This is a genomic window from Burkholderia sp. IO2 (assembly GCF_029522185.1).
GTDB classification, from domain to species: domain Bacteria; phylum Pseudomonadota; class Gammaproteobacteria; order Burkholderiales; family Burkholderiaceae; genus Burkholderia; species Burkholderia cenocepacia.
Genome location: NZ_JAKWFH010000094.1, coordinates 1 through 15,365 on the forward strand (window position 1 = coordinate 1; position 15,365 = coordinate 15,365).

General features: G+C 70.0%; 16 protein-coding genes. 8 read left to right on the forward strand and 8 right to left on the reverse strand.

All coding sequences use genetic code 11. The features are described from left to right. The 4 genes from MMB92_RS33515 to creD form a co-directional block, all read left to right on the forward strand. Positions 1-638 (forward strand): SDR family NAD(P)-dependent oxidoreductase (locus MMB92_RS33515; protein WP_253588166.1); only part of this gene is annotated, 638 nt, incomplete at its 5' end. Between the two features lie 70 nt (positions 639-708). After that, positions 709-1,422, forward strand: a complete 714-nt coding sequence (creB, locus tag MMB92_RS33520; RefSeq protein ID WP_034202136.1) for a two-component system response regulator CreB — start codon at positions 709-711, stop codon at positions 1,420-1,422. A 15-nt stretch (positions 1,423-1,437) separates the two neighbouring features. Further along, entirely contained in the window at positions 1,438-2,889 is a 1,452-nt protein-coding gene (gene creC, locus MMB92_RS33525) for a two-component system sensor histidine kinase CreC (protein WP_006485670.1), read from the forward strand. A 103-nt stretch (positions 2,890-2,992) separates the two neighbouring features. Continuing rightward, positions 2,993-4,387, forward strand: coding sequence for a cell envelope integrity protein CreD (gene creD / locus MMB92_RS33530; RefSeq protein ID WP_034202138.1), 1,395 nt, complete (start codon positions 2,993-2,995; stop codon positions 4,385-4,387). Positions 4,388-4,467: 80 nt separating this feature from the next. On the opposite strand, the gene MMB92_RS33535 is transcribed toward creD, so the two are convergent. Beyond that, on the reverse strand, positions 4,468-4,890 hold the full coding sequence (locus MMB92_RS33535) for a RidA family protein (RefSeq protein WP_058903285.1): 423 nt from the start codon (positions 4,888-4,890) through the stop codon (positions 4,468-4,470). Between the two features lie 162 nt (positions 4,891-5,052). On the opposite strand from MMB92_RS33535, the gene MMB92_RS33540 reads away from it, so the two are divergent. After that, on the forward strand, positions 5,053-5,250 hold the full coding sequence (locus MMB92_RS33540; protein ID WP_006492647.1) for an oxidoreductase-like domain-containing protein: 198 nt from the start codon (positions 5,053-5,055) through the stop codon (positions 5,248-5,250). Positions 5,251-5,346: 96 nt separating this feature from the next. Here the strand turns inward: MMB92_RS33540 and MMB92_RS33545 are convergent, their stop codons facing one another. Beyond that, positions 5,347-6,807 carry an MFS transporter gene (locus MMB92_RS33545; protein ID WP_277563223.1) on the reverse strand — a complete coding sequence of 487 codons (1,461 nt, stop codon included), beginning with the start codon at positions 6,805-6,807 and terminating at the stop codon, positions 5,347-5,349. 146 nt (positions 6,808-6,953) lie between these two features. Here MMB92_RS33545 and MMB92_RS33550 point away from each other — a divergent pair, with 146 nt between their 5' ends. Both MMB92_RS33550 and MMB92_RS33555 read left to right on the forward strand, forming a co-directional pair. Continuing rightward, positions 6,954-7,826, forward strand: coding sequence for a LysR family transcriptional regulator (locus MMB92_RS33550; protein ID WP_069351955.1), 873 nt, complete (start codon positions 6,954-6,956; stop codon positions 7,824-7,826). 60 nt (positions 7,827-7,886) lie between these two features. After that, positions 7,887-8,210 carry a hypothetical protein gene (locus MMB92_RS33555; protein ID WP_006496845.1) on the forward strand — a complete coding sequence of 108 codons (324 nt, stop codon included), beginning with the start codon at positions 7,887-7,889 and terminating at the stop codon, positions 8,208-8,210. A 30-nt stretch (positions 8,211-8,240) separates the two neighbouring features. Here the strand turns inward: MMB92_RS33555 and MMB92_RS33560 are convergent, their stop codons facing one another. Next, on the reverse strand, positions 8,241-9,143 hold the full coding sequence (locus tag MMB92_RS33560; protein WP_124633002.1) for a LysR family transcriptional regulator: 903 nt from the start codon (positions 9,141-9,143) through the stop codon (positions 8,241-8,243). A 99-nt stretch (positions 9,144-9,242) separates the two neighbouring features. Here MMB92_RS33560 and MMB92_RS33565 point away from each other — a divergent pair, with 99 nt between their 5' ends. After that, the gene (locus MMB92_RS33565) at positions 9,243-10,220 is read left to right on the forward strand and encodes an NAD-dependent epimerase/dehydratase family protein (RefSeq protein WP_275524370.1); all 978 of its coding nucleotides are present in this window, start codon (positions 9,243-9,245) and stop codon (positions 10,218-10,220) included. Positions 10,221-10,570: 350 nt separating this feature from the next. On the opposite strand, the gene MMB92_RS33570 is transcribed toward MMB92_RS33565, so the two are convergent. The 5 genes from MMB92_RS33570 to MMB92_RS33590 form a co-directional block, all read right to left on the reverse strand. Continuing rightward, positions 10,571-11,272: a DUF2848 domain-containing protein gene (locus MMB92_RS33570; RefSeq protein WP_277563224.1), complete on the reverse strand. Its 702-nt coding sequence runs from the start codon at positions 11,270-11,272 to the stop codon at positions 10,571-10,573. A gap of 48 nt (positions 11,273-11,320) precedes the next feature. Then, positions 11,321-12,640 carry an MFS transporter gene (locus MMB92_RS33575; RefSeq protein ID WP_034178639.1) on the reverse strand — a complete coding sequence of 440 codons (1,320 nt, stop codon included), beginning with the start codon at positions 12,638-12,640 and terminating at the stop codon, positions 11,321-11,323. Positions 12,641-12,696: 56 nt separating this feature from the next. After that, positions 12,697-13,395, reverse strand: coding sequence for a DUF4286 family protein (locus tag MMB92_RS33580; RefSeq protein WP_200037347.1), 699 nt, complete (start codon positions 13,393-13,395; stop codon positions 12,697-12,699). Between the two features lie 100 nt (positions 13,396-13,495). Next, on the reverse strand, positions 13,496-14,533 hold the full coding sequence (locus MMB92_RS33585; RefSeq protein ID WP_277563225.1) for a LysR family transcriptional regulator: 1,038 nt from the start codon (positions 14,531-14,533) through the stop codon (positions 13,496-13,498). A 100-nt stretch (positions 14,534-14,633) separates the two neighbouring features. Beyond that, positions 14,634-15,365, reverse strand: a 732-nt coding sequence (locus MMB92_RS33590; RefSeq protein ID WP_277563226.1) for an SDR family oxidoreductase, incomplete at its 5' end; no start/stop codon positions are given.

Consider the following 15,365-nt stretch of genomic DNA (forward strand, 5'->3'; position numbering starts at 1 on the left):
GGCTCGGCGCGCGCGGCGCGCGCGTCGCGCTGATCGGCCGCGGCGCGGCCCCGGCGGCGCAGGCGCTGCCCGGCGTGCCGGCCGATGCGCTGCGCATCGGCGGCATCGATCTCGTCGACCCGCAGGCCGCCGCGCAGGCGCTCGAAACGGTCAACCGCGAATTCGGCCGGGTCGACGCGCTCTTGAACATCGCCGGCGCATTCGTGTGGCAGACGATCGCCGACGGCGATGCCGCCACGTGGGATCGCATGTACGAGCTGAACGTGAAGACGGCGCTGAACGCGTCGAAGGCCGCGCTGCCGTACCTGATCGCGAGCCAGGCCGGCCGCATCGTCAACATCGGCGCGGGCGCGGCGTTCAAGGCCGGCGCGGGGATGGGCGCGTATGCGGCCGCGAAGGCCGGCGTCGCGCGGCTCACCGAGGCGTTGGCGGCCGAGTTGCTCGATCGCGGCGTGACCGTGAACGCGCTGTTGCCGAGCATCATCGACACGCCGCCGAACCGCAAGGACATGCCCGACGCCGACTTCTCGCGCTGGGTCCGGCCCGAACAGCTCGCCGCGACGATCGGCTTCCTGCTGTCGGCCGACGCGCAGGCGATCACCGGTGCGTCGATTCCGGTGAGCGGCCGCGTGGCGTAGTGCGCCGAGGGCGGGCTCGTCGGGTCCGGGCGTGCGTACAATGTCGCACCGGATTGCGCGCCCCGAACCCATGACTCAGCCCACCATCCTGATCGTCGAAGACGAACAGGCGATCGCGGATACGATCGTCTACGCCCTCGGCACCGACGGCATGCAGACCGTCCACTGCACGCTCGGGCAGGCGGCGCTCGACCGCCTGCGCGGCACGCGTGTCGACCTCGTGGTGCTCGACGTCGGCCTGCCGGACCTCAGCGGCTTCGAGGTATGCCGGCGGCTGCGCACGTTCACCGATGTTCCGGTGATCTTCCTGACCGCGCGGCACGACGAGATCGACCGGATCGTCGGGCTCGAGATCGGCGCTGACGACTACGTCGTCAAGCCGTTTTCGCCGCGCGAGCTGGCGGCGCGGGTGCGCGTGATCCTGCGCCGCTTCCATCGGACGGCCGCGCCGGAACCGACACCCGCAACCGCGCCGGCCGATGCGCCGGCACCGGTCGCGTCCGGCTTCACGCTCGACACCGACGGCGCGCGCGTGTCGTGGCTCGGCCACGCGCTGGACCTCACGCGCTACGAATTCGGGCTGCTGGCGCTGCTGGTCCGGCATCCGGGGCGCATCTACTCGCGCGAACAGTTGATGGATCTCGTCTGGCACGAGGCGCTCGATTCGGCCGACCGCACGGTCGACACGCACATCAAGACGCTGCGCGCCAAGCTGCGCGCGATCGATCCCGAGCGCGACCCGATCCGCACGCATCGCGGGATGGGTTATTCGCTGCAACCGTAACGACCGGCACCACCCATGCATATCGGCCTGCGCATCTTCTTCGGTTTTTTCCTGATCGTCGGTCTGGCCGCGCTGATCACGCTGCGCGTGTTCGTGCAGGAGGTGAAGCCCGGCGTGCGCGAAGCGATGGAGGACACGCTCGTCGACACCGCGCAGGTGCTGGCGACGCTGGCCGCCGACGACATGGCGAACGGCCATATCGCCGACGGCGCCTTCGCGCGGCAACTCGGGAAATTGCACGAGCGGCCGGTCAGCGCGAACGTGTGGGGCATCCAGAAGAACGCGATCGGCTACCGCCTCTACATCACCGACGCGCACGGCATCGTCCGCTACGACTCGTCCGGCAGCGCGGTCGGGCAGGATTATTCGCGCTGGAACGACGTGTACCGGACGCTGCGCGGCGAATACGGCGCGCGCAGCACGCGCAGCGATCCGAACGACGACAGCAGTACCGTGATGCACGTCGCCGCGCCGATCCGGCGCGGCGACGAGATCATCGGCGTGCTGACGATCGCGAAACCGAACCAGACGGTCGCGCCGTTCATCGCGCGCAGCCAGCGCAAGATCATGCTGTACGGCGCGTTGCTGATGGGCGGCGCGATCCTGATCGGCGCCGCGTGCACGTGGTGGCTGGTGCTCGGGCTGCGGCGCCTGCAGCGCTATGCGCGCGCGATCGCGGCCGGCGAGCGCGCGTCGATGCCGCTGCAGGGCGCGAACGAGCTGGCCGAGCTCGGGCGCGCGGTGGAAAGCATGCATCAGCGGCTGGAGGACCGGCAATACGTCGAAACCTACATCCACACGCTCACGCACGAGATGAAGAGCCCGCTGGCCGCGATCAGCGGCGCGGCCGAGCTGTTGCAGGAAGACATGCCGGTCGCGAACCGCCGGCGCTTCACCGAGAACATCCGCCGCCAGGCCGGCCGCCTCGAACAGATGATCCGCAAGCTGCTCGCGCTGGCCGAGGTCGAGCAGAAGCAGCGCCTGTCGGTGCACGAGCCGGTCGCGCTGCGGCCGGTGCTCGAACAGCTCGTCGACGATATCGAGCCGCGCGCGCGGCAGCGCGGCGTGAGCCTGCGGATCGATGCGAACGACGCAGCCGAGCCGGCGGTCGTCGACGGCGATCCGTTCCTGCTGCGGCAGGCGCTCGGCAACCTGCTCGACAACGCGCTGGATTTCGCGCCGCGGGGCAGCACGATCCGGATCGCGCTCGAACGGCAGCCGGCGGGCAGGGCGCACGTCGCGGTCGTGCGCGTCGCCGACGACGGCCCCGGCGTGCCCGACTATGCGCTCTCGCGCGTGTTCGAACGCTTCTATTCGCTGCCGCGCCCCGACGGGCAGGATCGCAGCACGGGCCTCGGGCTGTGTTTCGTCCGCGAAGTCGCGATGCTGCACCGCGGCCAGGTCGCGCTCGCGAACCGCGCGGAAGGCGGCGCGTGCGCGACGCTCACGCTGCCGTCGGCGGGCTGACCGCGCTTCACGCCCGCCACACATTCGCTTCACGCCGGCTTCAATCGCCCTTCACCGGGGCCGCTCATGCTGACCGTACCTTCCACTCCGGTACCTCCCAGCAATGAATCGAGTCCTGTTGTTCAAGTCCATGATCACCGCGTTGCTCGCGCTGGCGATCCTGATCCCGCTGCAGATGGTCCAGAGCATCGTGCGGGAACGCGCCGACTATCGGCAGAGCGCGCTGCAGAGCATCTGGGCGAGCTATGCGGGGCCGCAGACGGTGACGGGGCCGGTGCTCGTCGTCCATTACACGGAAGTCACGCGCGCGAGCGACGACGTGCGGGCCGGCGGCAAGGCGAAAACCGTCCTGAAAAGCGAGGCGAAACGGCTGCTCGTGTTCCCGAAGACGCTGAACGTCGACGGCACGCTGTCGGTCAGCACGCGCTATCGCGGCATCCACAAGGCGCTCGTGTACGGGCTCGACAGCCGGATGACGGGCACGCTGCCGCTGCCGGACCTGAAGAAGCTGCCGCAGGCCGACGGCCACGTGAGCTTCAAGATCGACAGCGCGGTCGTCGCGCTCGGCATCGGCGACTTGCGCGGGCTGAAGGCGCAGCCCGACCTGCGCATCGGCGGCAAGCGGATCGACGTTGAGCAGGGCACGCGGCTCGAGAGCCTGCGCCAGGGCGTGCATGCGAACGTCGATCTCGCGGCGCTGGCGGAGGCAAACGCCGGGGCGACGGTCGTGCCGTTCAGCATCGGCCTGCCGCTGGCCGGCGCGGAATCGGTCGCGTTCGCGCCGGTGGGCGACCAGAACGACTTCTCGCTGAAATCGACGTGGCCGCATCCGAGCTTCGGCGGCGAGTTCCTGCCGGCCGAGCGCACGATCGACGCGCGCGGCTTCGTCAGCAACTGGCACGTGACGTCGTTCAACACGAAGGCGCGCGAGCAGGTGGCGTCCGGCAACGGCAACGGCGACGGCGGGATCGAGATGGCGTCGGTGTCGGTGATCGAACCCGTGAACGTCTATCTGCAGGCGGAGCGCGCGACGAAATACGGTGCGCTGTTCGTGATGCTGACGTTCGCGAGCTTCTTCATGTACGAGCTCGTGAAGCGGCTGCGCATTCACCCGATCCAGTACACGCTGGTCGGCCTGTCGCTCGCGCTGTTCTTCCTGCTGCTGCTGAGCCTGTCCGAACACATTGCGTTCGGCTATGCGTATCTCGCGGCGAGCGGCGCCTGCATCGGGCTGCTCGGCTTCTACCTGTCGTTCGTGCTGCACAGCGTGAAGCGCGGCGCGACGTTCACCGCGCTGCTCGCGATGCTGTACGCGGCGCTCTACGGGCTGCTGCTGTCGGAGGACAATGCGCTGATGCTCGGCTCGCTGCTGCTGTTCGCGATTCTCGCCGGCATCATGACGCTCACGCGCCGCGTCGACTGGTATTCGCTCGGCGCGGCGTGGCAGCCGCTGGCCGACAAGCCGACGGCCATGAAGCCGGGCGCGCCGGCGAAGTAAGCCGGCGGGCTGCAGGCAAGTGCGCGCGCCGGCCGGGAATGCCGCGACCGGCGCGCGCTTTCATGCGAGCCCGATGCGTTTCACGCAGCCGTCTCGGGACGACGGAACCGCGCCCGCGGAATCTCGGCGATGGCCGCGATCTCGATCAGCAGGTCGGGATGGTAGAGACGCTCGACCTGGACGGTCGTCGTCACGGGATAGGGGGCGGCGAAGTACGTGTTGCGGATGTCGCCGGCCTGCATGAATGCGTCGATGTCGGTCGCGTAATGGACGAGCGAGATCACGTCGCGCATCTGCCCGCCCAGTGCGGCCAGCACGTCGCGGAGGTTGCCGAGTGTCTGGCGAACCTGCGCGCGCATGTCGCCGGCGCCGACTACCTGCCCGTCGCGGTCGAGCGCGACCTGCCCCTTCAGATGCACGATCCGGCCGTCGCCCTGGATCATGGCCATCGAGAACGCGCCGAACGGCGCCCAGACTTCCGGGGGATTCACGGCTTCGGCCATCGCGCAGCTCCTATGGAACGGAAACAGGACGAACGCAGCGGCATGCGGCGCCCGACGATCGCACCATGATGGACGCGTTCATCGTCGATCCGGCCGCCCTGCCGAAAGCGGCGGCGGCCCGGATCGCCCTATACTGACCACTCCACCTTACCGGACCACGCCGTGCCGAACCAAGTTTCCGGAGATCCGTCCGTCGACGATCCCCGTCCGACCCCGCCTGTCCAACCCGAACTGGAAGACTGCTGCAACAGCGGCTGCTCGCCGTGCGTCTTCGACCTGTACGACGAAGCGCTCGCGCGCTATCGCGTCGAGCTGGCCGAATGGGAGGCGCGGCAGGCGCAGCGCGAGCCTCACCGATGAACCGGAGGCCGACGAGCCGTCTCGCCGCGCCGCGCATGCGCCGTGTCCGTGTCACGCGCCTCCACTGACGGCGCGGATTCCGTCGCGTGTCGCGCGTCACGCATCCGCATGCAGCCGCCGATGCAGCGGGCCGAGCGCCATCGACAGCGCGATGCAGGCCAGCAACACGACCGTCAGCGTGAACATCGACGCCCTGAATCCCTGCACGTAATCGAGCGCGACCGGATGCACGCCGAGCCGCGCGAAGAACACGCCGCCGATCGTCGCGGCGCCGACGGCCGCGCCGATCTGCAGCATCGCGCTGACCATCCCCGACGCGACCCCCGCGCGGGCCGCATCGACTTCCGCGAGCACGATCCGCACGACCGACGGCAGCACGAGCCCTTGCCCGACGCCGATCGCCGCGATGCCCGCGTAGAAGCCGGGGCCCGGCGCGCCGTCGCGGGCGAGCGCGGCGGCGATCGCGACGCCCGCCGCGAGCATCGCGAAGCCGAGCGTGAGCACGCGATAGCCTCCGAACCGGGCGACGAGGCGCGGCATCAGCAGCGGGCTCGCGAGGAAGCCGAGCCCGAGCGGCAGGATCGCGAACCCGGACGCGAGCGGCGACCAGTTCAGGCAGCCCTGCAGATAGATCCCGTAGCTCAGGAAGAACGCGCTCAGCGTGTAGAACAGGAACGCGAGCAGGAGCCCGAGCGCGACGACCGGGTTGCGGAACAGGCGCACGTCGAGCAGCGGATCGTGGCCGCGCGCGAGCCGGCGCGCTTCCACTGCCAGCAACGCGCCGAGCATCGGCAGCGCGCCGACCCCGCACGCGATCATCCACAGCGGCCAGCCGGCTTCTCGACCGTGCGTGAGCGGGTACACGAGCATCAGCAGGAACAGCGACATCAGCACCGTGCCCGGCACGTCGATGCGCTGGCCGCGCGGCGGGCGGTTTTCCGGGATGAAGCGCCAGCTGCCGAGCAGCGCCAGGATGCCGATCGGCAGATTGACGAGAAAGATCGCGCGCCAGCCGAGCCCGAACGGATGCAGGCTGATCAGTGCGCCGCCGCCGAGTTGGCCGATCACGGCCGCGAGGCCGAACGCGAACCCGTAGAAGCCCATCACGCGCACTTGCTCCTGCGGGCTGAACACGCTGCGGATCGTCGCGAGCACCTGCGGCGCGAGGATCGCGGCGAACAGGCCTTGCAGCACGCGGCCGCCGACCAGCACCGCGCCGTTGCCGGCGAGCCCGCACAGCGTCGACGCGAGCACGAAGCCGGCCATGCCGATCATGAACATGCGCTTGCGTCCGTACAGGTCGCCGAGACGCCCGCCGGTGATCTGGACGACCGCGTTCGCGCACGCATAGGCCGACACGACGAGCTGCAGCTCGGTCTGGCGCGCGCCGATGCCGTCGCGAATGGCCGGCAGCGCGAGGTTCACGATGAAGTAGTCGAGCGGCGGCAGAATGGCGCCGACCAGCAGGACCACGAGCGCCCAGCCGCGGTGGCTGCGCGGCGTCGCCGCGGCAGCCGCGCCGGCCGGCGCGCAGGGAGCGAGGGTGTTGTTCGTCATGAAAGCAGGATCCAAAAAAATGAGGGCCCGATAGTCGATCGACGGATGCAGGCCGTTGACCCCGTATTCTGGGGATCGCTCATGTTTCGGAAAAGCGGGAAAGAGTGGTATCATCCATCGGGTTAATCGATGGATAAGGAATGACGATGCGCGGTTTCGATCTGGACCAGTTGCGCACGTTCGCGGCGGTCGCGGACGCCGGCAGCCTGACGGCCGCCGCGCCGCTGCTGCATCTGTCGCAATCGACGGTCAGCGAGCAGGTGCGCAAGCTCGAATCGCGCGCCGGCGTACCGCTGTTCGTGCGCAGCAAGCGCGGCGTCGAACCGACGCCCGCCGGCTCGCGGCTGCTGCAGCACGCGCGGCGCATCGTCGCGCTGAACGAGGCCGCGTTCGACGAGCTGCGCGGACAGGCGATCAAGGGCGAGCTGCGCGTCGCGATCACCGACTATTACCGGACGAATGAAGTGGCCGGCATGCTGGCGCGGCTGCGCGAGTGCTATCCGCAACTGAGCCTGCACGTGAGAGCGATGAAGAGCGTGGAGATCGAGGCGGCGCACGCACGCGGGCAGATCGATCTCGGCGTCGTGATGAACATGTCGAGCGGGCCGTTCCGGCCGGCGTCGGCCGACACGCGCTGGGTGCTGCGGCGCGAACCGCTGTCGTGGGTCGCGTCGCCCAAGCTCGCCGAGCAGTTGCCGGAGCCGCTGCCGCTGGTGCTGCTGCCGGACGACTGCATGATGCATCAGGTCGCGGTGCGCTCGCTCGACGAGCAGCACACGCCGTACGTGCTCGTGCATAGCGCGTCGGGCGTCGCCGGGTTGCAGTCGATGCTCGCGGCGGGGCTCGGGGTCGGTTGCCTGTGCGCGTCGGCGATCGGCGACGGCCTGATGCGGCTCGGCACGAAATACCGGCTGCCGCCGCTGCCCGACGCGGTGTTTTCGCTGACGCCGCCGCTGCCGGGCGAACGCGAGACCGTCACCCAGGCGCGCGAGGTGCTGTCGCGTCAACTGCTGATGTAAAACCATGCCGCGCGACATGCGGCGGCGCGTCGCCGAGCGGCGCGCCAGGGGGCCACAGGCATGAACGACGACGAACTGAAGAACCAGATGGCCGCGAAGCTGCAGCACGCGCTCGAGCGCGTGGTCGACGAGCGTTCGCTGATCCACTTCCTGCGCGTGCTCGGCCATGACTGGCACACGGAGCGGCAACTCGAGGCCGACGCGCCGCTGTCGCCGTACGCCCGCGCGGCGCTCGGCTGGGAAAACCGGTCGATCGGCGAGTACCTGGAAGCGATGATCGACTGGGCGGAGGCGTCGGAAGAAGGGCTGCGTTTCTACGATGTGCCCGACAACCCGTGGCGGCGCATCGCGGACATCCTGTTCGCCGGCAAAATCTACGAATAGCGCGGCCCGCGGATTCACGCACGCCGCTTTCTACTCGGCGCCTTCGCCGTCCGCATACGCACGCAGCCCGTTGGCCAGCGCATCGAACACGGCCCGACAGCGCGGGCTCGCCCGCAAGTCCTCATGCATCACGACCCAGGTTTCCAGCCGAATCGCGGGCCCGTCCGGCAGCACGCGCACGAGCCGCGCGTCGCGTTTCGCGAGCGCCGTCTGGCAGAAGCCGATCCCGTAGCCGGCGCGGATCATCGCGAGCTGCGCGAGGTTGCTGTCGGTGCGCAGCGCGAACGCGTCGCGTTTCCACAGCGGCATGCCGTGCCCCGCCGAGCGGATGAACGGCGTGACCGTATCGAAGCCGATCAGCGCGTGATGCGCGAGCGCGTCGGTTGTCGCCGGCGCGCCGTGGTGCGTCAGGTAATCGTCGCGCGCATACAGCCCGACCTCGATTGCGCCGACGCGCCGCGCGACGAGCGCGTCCTGCGCAGGCGGCGCCATCCGGACCGCGATGTCGGCCTCGCGCTTGAGCACGTCCTGGACGCGGTCGGTCGGCACCAGTTCGATCACGAGCCCCGGATGGTCGCGCCGCAATTGCGCGAGCATCGGCGGCAGCACCTCGACGGCGATCACGTCGCTGGCCGAGATCCGCACGATGCCGCGCACGCCGGCGCCGTGGCTGGCGGCCGCGCGCTCGAACGCGGCCGCCGCGCTGCGCAACGCCTCCGCATGGCCGCGCAACGCGAGCGCGGCTTCGGTCGGCAGCAGGCCCGACGGCGAGCGCGTGAACAGCGTCTGGCCGAATGCGGCCTCGAGCGCCGCGACATGGCGGCCGGCCGTCGGCTGGGTGATGCCGAGGGCCCGTGCTGCGCCGGACAGCGAGCCTTCCGTCAGCACCGCGAGGAAGGTGCGGTAGCGTTCCCAGTTCAGATCGGTGGTCATACATAAATGTATAGCTGATCTGCTGGGTTCAGCAATTCCTTGATGGTGATCGGCGCGCCAGAATGCGTGTCGTGACGGTTCCATTCAAGGAGGGCGGCAATGACGACGGACGCAGGCGGGACGCAACGGCTGGCACTCGTGCTCGGCGCGAGCGGCGGGATTGGCGGGGAAGTCGCGCGGCAGTTGCGCGATGCGGGCTGGCAGGTGCGCGCGCTCAAGCGCGGGCTCGATGCCGAAATCGCGGAGCGCGACGGCATTGCCTGGGTGCGCGGCGACGCGCTGGATCGCGACGCGGTGGTGCGCGCCGCACGCGGCTGCAGCGTGATCGTGCATGCGGTGAACCCGCCCGGATACCGGAACTGGGCCACGCAGGTGCTGCCGATGATCGACAACACGATCGCGGCGGCCCGGGCCGCGCAGGCGACCGTCGTGCTGCCGGGCACGGTCTACAACTTCGGCGCCGATGCGTTTCCGGTGCTGCGGGAAGACGCGCCGCAGCATCCGGCGACCCGCAAGGGCGCGATCCGCGTCGAACTGGAGCGGCGGCTGCAGGACGCCAGTGTGCACGGCGTGCGGGCTATCGTCGTGCGCGCCGGCGATTTTTTCGGGCCGCAGCTCGGCAACAGCTGGTTTTCGCAGGGGTTGATCAAGCCGGGGCGGCCCGTCGCGGCCATCAGCGTGCCGGGCCGCGGCGTCGGTCACCAATGGTCGTATGTGCCGGACGTGGCGCGCGTGATGGTCGAGCTGATCGAGCGGCGCGAGATGCTGGAGCCGTTCGCGCGCTTTCATCTGGGCGGGCATTGGGATGAAGACGGCCTGCAGATGGCGCAGGCCGTGCAACGCGTCGCGCAGCGGCACGGCATGCGGCCGGCGCTGCGCGACTTCCCGTGGTGGCTCGTGTGGGCGGCCGCGCCGTTCGTCACGACACTGCGCGAATTGCTCGAGATGCGTTACCTGTGGCGTAAACCGATCCGGATGGACAACGCGCGCGTGACCGCGGTGCTCGGCCGCGAGCCGGTGACGCCGCTCGATACGGCGGTGGAGGCGACGCTGGCGGGGCTCGGGTGTCTCGGGTGAGCAACGGTGGGTAGCACGGGCAGCGCCCGGGCATGGAAACGCATCACGGCGAACCGATGAAGCCCCCGGACCACAATTCTCCACATACCCGCGTGCGTCGGATGCGCATCATGTCGGTCAACACCGATAGGGCGAAAACGGGGGCGAGATGGTGCATTTCGGATGGAAAGCGTCGGTTGCGGGCGCAATCATGTTCGCATTGAGCGGGTGTACGGATCTGGCCGGCGTGCTGTATTGCGACAACTCGCAGTTCAACTTTCCGGACTATCACTGCTTTCAGCCGTACCGGTAGGGCTGGCACGGCGACTGAACGCCGTCGCCTCCGTATGCCGTGCAGTTTCCCGTTCCCGTCAAGCCACGACCGGCAACACCTCGACCGCATAGCGATGCGTGAGACTGCGCCCGAGCACCGGATCGTGCAGCTCCATCTCGAATGCGTCGCCGTCGTCCATCGCCGCGATCGCGCCGTGCACGGCGACGGTCCCGCCATACATCGCGCAGCGCGCGGGCATCGTGCGGCGGTCGTCGAAACGCTGCCACAGCACGTCGGGCGCGAGCAGGCCGCTGACCGCGCCGTGCTGGTACGCCACCCGGTCGCCATCGCGCGCAATCAGCCACGAACGCATCTCGAGCGCATCCCAGTGATCGGCGACATCCGCATAACGCCACGCGTCACGGCCGAGCGGCTTCGCACACACCTGCTTCGACACGGCGACGCCGTACGCTTCGACTTCGCGATCCGTGTGATCGGAGCCGACCGTGACCAGCGTGCCGGCCGGGCTGTCGACCAGCACGCATTCGATCTCGCCGCCCGAGCGCGCGCCGAGCACGCCGATCGACGGCGCCTGCGTGAGCAGCGCGGACGACACGCGATAGAAGCACGGCGTGGTCGACGGCGGCGCGACGCCGAGCGCCGCGAGTTCGTCGATGTGCGCCTGGATCGCGGCCGGGTCGCGGCCGGCCCAGCCGGCGATCACGACGCGTTCGAGGTCGACGTCGACGGCGGCCGGCGCGCGTTGCAGGGAAATCACGTTGAACGACAGGGTTGGCATACGGCTATCCGTTTGAAGTGCGAAGGAATGGTCGGCGGGTGGCGGCGCTCAGTCGTCGAGCGGCCGGTGCGCGGTCTCGCGCGCGGCGACGAGCGCGATCGACGTGACGACGAGCGCGGCGGTGACGTACAGCGACACGGCCGTCGTCGTGCCTGTCTGCCGGAACAGCGCGGCGATCACGAGCGGCGCGAAGCCGCCGCCGACGATGCCGGCGAGCGTGTACGCGAGCGACGAGCCCGCGTAGCGCACGCGCGTCGGGAACTGTTCGGTCACGAACGCGCCCTGCGGGCCGTACATCACCGCATGGATCACGAGGCCGATCGCGACGGCCGCGACGATCGCCGCGGGGCGCGCGGAATCGAGCAGCGCGAAGAACACGAACGCCCACACGATGCCGGCGAGCGCGCCGGCGAGATACACGGGCCGGCGGCCGAAGCGGTCCGACAACGCGCCGAAGAACGGCACCGCGAGCGCATTGCAGGCCGTGCCGATCATCACGGCCGTCAGCGCGACCGGGCGCGACAGGTGCAGCACGGTCGTCACATAGGTGAGCGTGAACACGACGATCAGCGCATACAGCACGTCCGAACCGATGCGCGAGCCGCCCGCGATCAGCAGGCGCTTCCAGTGGTACTTCAGCACGTCGGCGACAGGCACGTCGGCGGTCGCATGCGATTCGGCGAGCTGCTCGAACTGCGGCGTTTCGTCGACGCCGCGCCGCAGCCAGAAGCCGAACACGACGAGCAGCGCGCTGGCCGCGAACGGCACGCGCCAGCCCCACGACAGGAAGGTGTCGGACGTGGTCGACAGCGTGACGAGCGCGATGCAGCCGGTGCCGAGCAGCGTGCCGAACGACGGGCCGATCTGCGTCCACGACGCGGACAGCCCGCGCCGTTTCTGGTCGCCGTGCTCGACCGACAGCAATACCGCGCCGGCCCATTCGCCGCCGAGCGCGACGCCCTGCACGAAGCGCAGCGCGACGAGCAGGATCGGGCTCAGGATGCCGGCCTGCGCGTAGGTCGGCAGCGCGCCCATCAGCGCGGTCGTCACGCCCATCAGCACGAGCGTGAGCATCAGCACCGCGCGGCGGCCGATGCGGTCGCCGAGGTTGCCGAATACGAAGCCGCCGAGCGGGCGCGACACGTAGCCGACCGCATAGGTCGAGAACGCGAGGATCGTGCCGGCCAGCGGATCGACCGACGGGAAGAACAGATGGTTGAAAACGAGCGCGGCGAGCGTGTTGTAGATCGTGAAGTCGTACCACTCGAGCGACGTGCCGATCATGCTCGCGGTCGCGAGTCGGCTGTTGCGGACACGGCGGGGCGCGTGGGCGGCGGGCTGGACGAGAGTGCTCATGGTATCGGGCAGGTCGTGACGGATGACGGGATGAAGCGCGGGCCGGCGTGGGCGGCGGCGTCGAGCGTTCAGGCAGGCAGGGCGGCAGCGGTCGCGGCGGCGGCCGTTTCGGTTCCGACGTCGCATCGCTGGACGGGCAGCGGCGCGGCGGCGCGCCACAGCAGGTCGAAGGTGCGCACGTCGTCGTGTCCGGCGAGCGTGGCGGCGACGCGGCGCGTGGCCGTTGCGTCGCTGCCTTCGATCAGCACCAGCGCATCGGCGGCCGGGCGGGCGGCGGCAGCGGCGCCGATCGGTGCGGACAGGTCCGGTGACGTGCGGAAAAGCCGTGCGGCATGGATGCCCGGTTCCTGCAGCGCGGCGTCGAAGCGCGCGCGCAGGTGCGGCACGTCGATGCGATCGGGGGCCAGCACGAACAGCGCGAGATGCGCGCCTTCACCGTCGCCGGCCTCGATCGTCAGCTCGCCGACGCGCCGCTGCGTACCCGTCATGCGCTCGAAGTTCGCGAGCGACCACGCGGTCTGCTGCGTGAACGCGCGCCGGTACGCATCGCCGCGGAACACGTCGAGCGCGTCCGTCACGTACAGCGCGAGGTATCGGCGCGGGCCGCCGTCGGTCGCACGAAACCGTCGCGCATGCGTGAAGCCGGGAATCGCGACACGCTCCTGCATGTGCTCGCGGTCGTACCACGCGTTGAAATCGGCTTCGTGCGCGGGGTCGATATCCGTCCAGACGCAAAGCTGGCCGTGCGGAAGGGAAAGGCGGGTCATTGCGGGGTTCCTCGTGACGCGGTGGGGCAGGAACTGCAGTGTCCCGAAGACGGGTCGCGCCCGTCCAACAAGAAAACAAATTCGCGGTGAACAGGTTTTCTTATGAGCGGCGTGGGCGTCGTTTTGCGGCGGGCGCGGCAGGCGGAGCCCCCTTCGTCGTGCGCTTCGTTGTCGTCGGTGCGTTCGTCTTTGTCGTGGTCGCCTTGCGCGCGGGCGTTGCGTCGACGCGCTCGGCGGCGGCCGGCTTCGCGAGATTCCCGGCAGCCGCCATCGCGCGCGCCACTTCGCTCGCGAGTTCCGCGATGCGCGCGGCGACCGGCAGCCCCTGGCTGCGGTAAGTCGCGACGAGTGGCAGCGGCGGGAATTCGGGCGCGACGTCGAGCAGTTCGAGCGTACCTTCGTGCAGCTCGCGCCCGATGATCGCCGGCGGCAGCGCGGCCACGCCGAAGCCGTCGGCGACGAGGCGGATCATCGCCGCGACCGACGTGATGCAGTTGATGCTGGCCGGCCGTTCGACCGCCGCGAACAGCCGCTCGATCGTCGCGTGCGGCCCCGAGTGGCGCGAGAAGCTGATGATCGGAAAACCGGCCAGCCGCGCGACGTCGAGCGGCTGGCCGCCGAGCCCGAGGCGCGGGCTCGCGGCCCAGCGCACCGGGAATTCGCACAGCGGCAGGTTCGTGAAGTCCGGGCCCGGCACCGGGTCGGTCTGCAGGATCAGGTCGACGCCGTCGGTGCTGAGCAGGCGAATCAGATGCAGCGTCGTGTCGCTCGTGATCTCGACGTCGAGGCGCGGATAGCGCTCGCGCAGTTGCGCCATCAGCGCGGGAAACCAGCTGTGCACGATCGATTCGATCACGCCGATCCGGATCAGGCCCGCATCGCTTGCTGCGTCGATGTCGCGCCGCATTTCGCCATCGAGCCGCACGATCCGCTCCGCGTAGGCCAGCATGCGTCGGCCCGCCGGCGTGAGCGTGGCCGAGCGCGTGTTGCGGTCGAACAGGCGCACGTCGAACGCTTCCTCGAGCGATGCGATGCGGCTCGACACGGCAGCCTGCGTCGTATGCAGTTTCTCGGCCGTGAGCCGGAAGTTTTCCAGCTTCGCGAGCCAGACGAAGGTTTCCAGAAACCGGATGTTCATCGAATTCCGAACGGTGAGGCGGTGCCGCGCCAGGCGGCGGATCGGGACGATGTTAACGGATTCGGAAGCGCGCACGCACGCGCCGCAGGTTCGGGTGGCGTCAAAGCCGGTCGAACGCGAGCGTCGGCACGTCGACGACCATCGCGCCGCCGTCCGCGACGAGCGTCGCGCCGGTCACGAACGACGCGTCCGGCGACGCCAGGAACGCGCAGACGGCCGCGATCTCGTCGGGATCGGCCGCGCGCCGCAGCGGCACGTCGGCGCTGACGCGGGCGTACGCACCGTCGAGCGAATCGCCGTGCGCGGCCATCAGCGGCTCCATTTCCGCGTCGGCCATCGGCGTGCGGACCCAGCCCGGGCAGACGGCGTTCGCCCGCACGCCGTGCGGACCGTAGTCGCGCGCGAGCGATCGCGCCAGGCCGAGCAGCGCGTGCTTGCCGACCGTGTAGCCGCATACGCCGGGCCCGGCCGCGAGCGCCGCGATCGACGCGACCAGCACGATATTGCCGCGCTGCGCGATCAGGTCGGGCAGGCACGCGCGCGCGCTGACGAATGCGGTGTCGAGGTTCGCATGCATCGCAGCGCGCCACTGCGCGTCGTCGGTTTCGTCCGCACGGCCGATGCCGTGGCCGCCCGCGCAGGCGACAAGCGCATCGACGCGGCCGAAGCGTGCGGCGATGCGCGGCAGGAAGCCGGCCCAGTCGGCGGCGCTCGCGGCGTCGCCGGCCAGCGCGAGGCCCCCCGTTTCGGCAGCCAGCGCGTCGAGCGGCGCCTGGCGGCGCCCGATCAGCACGACGCGGTCGCCGCGGCGGGCGAAGCGGCGCGCGCAGGC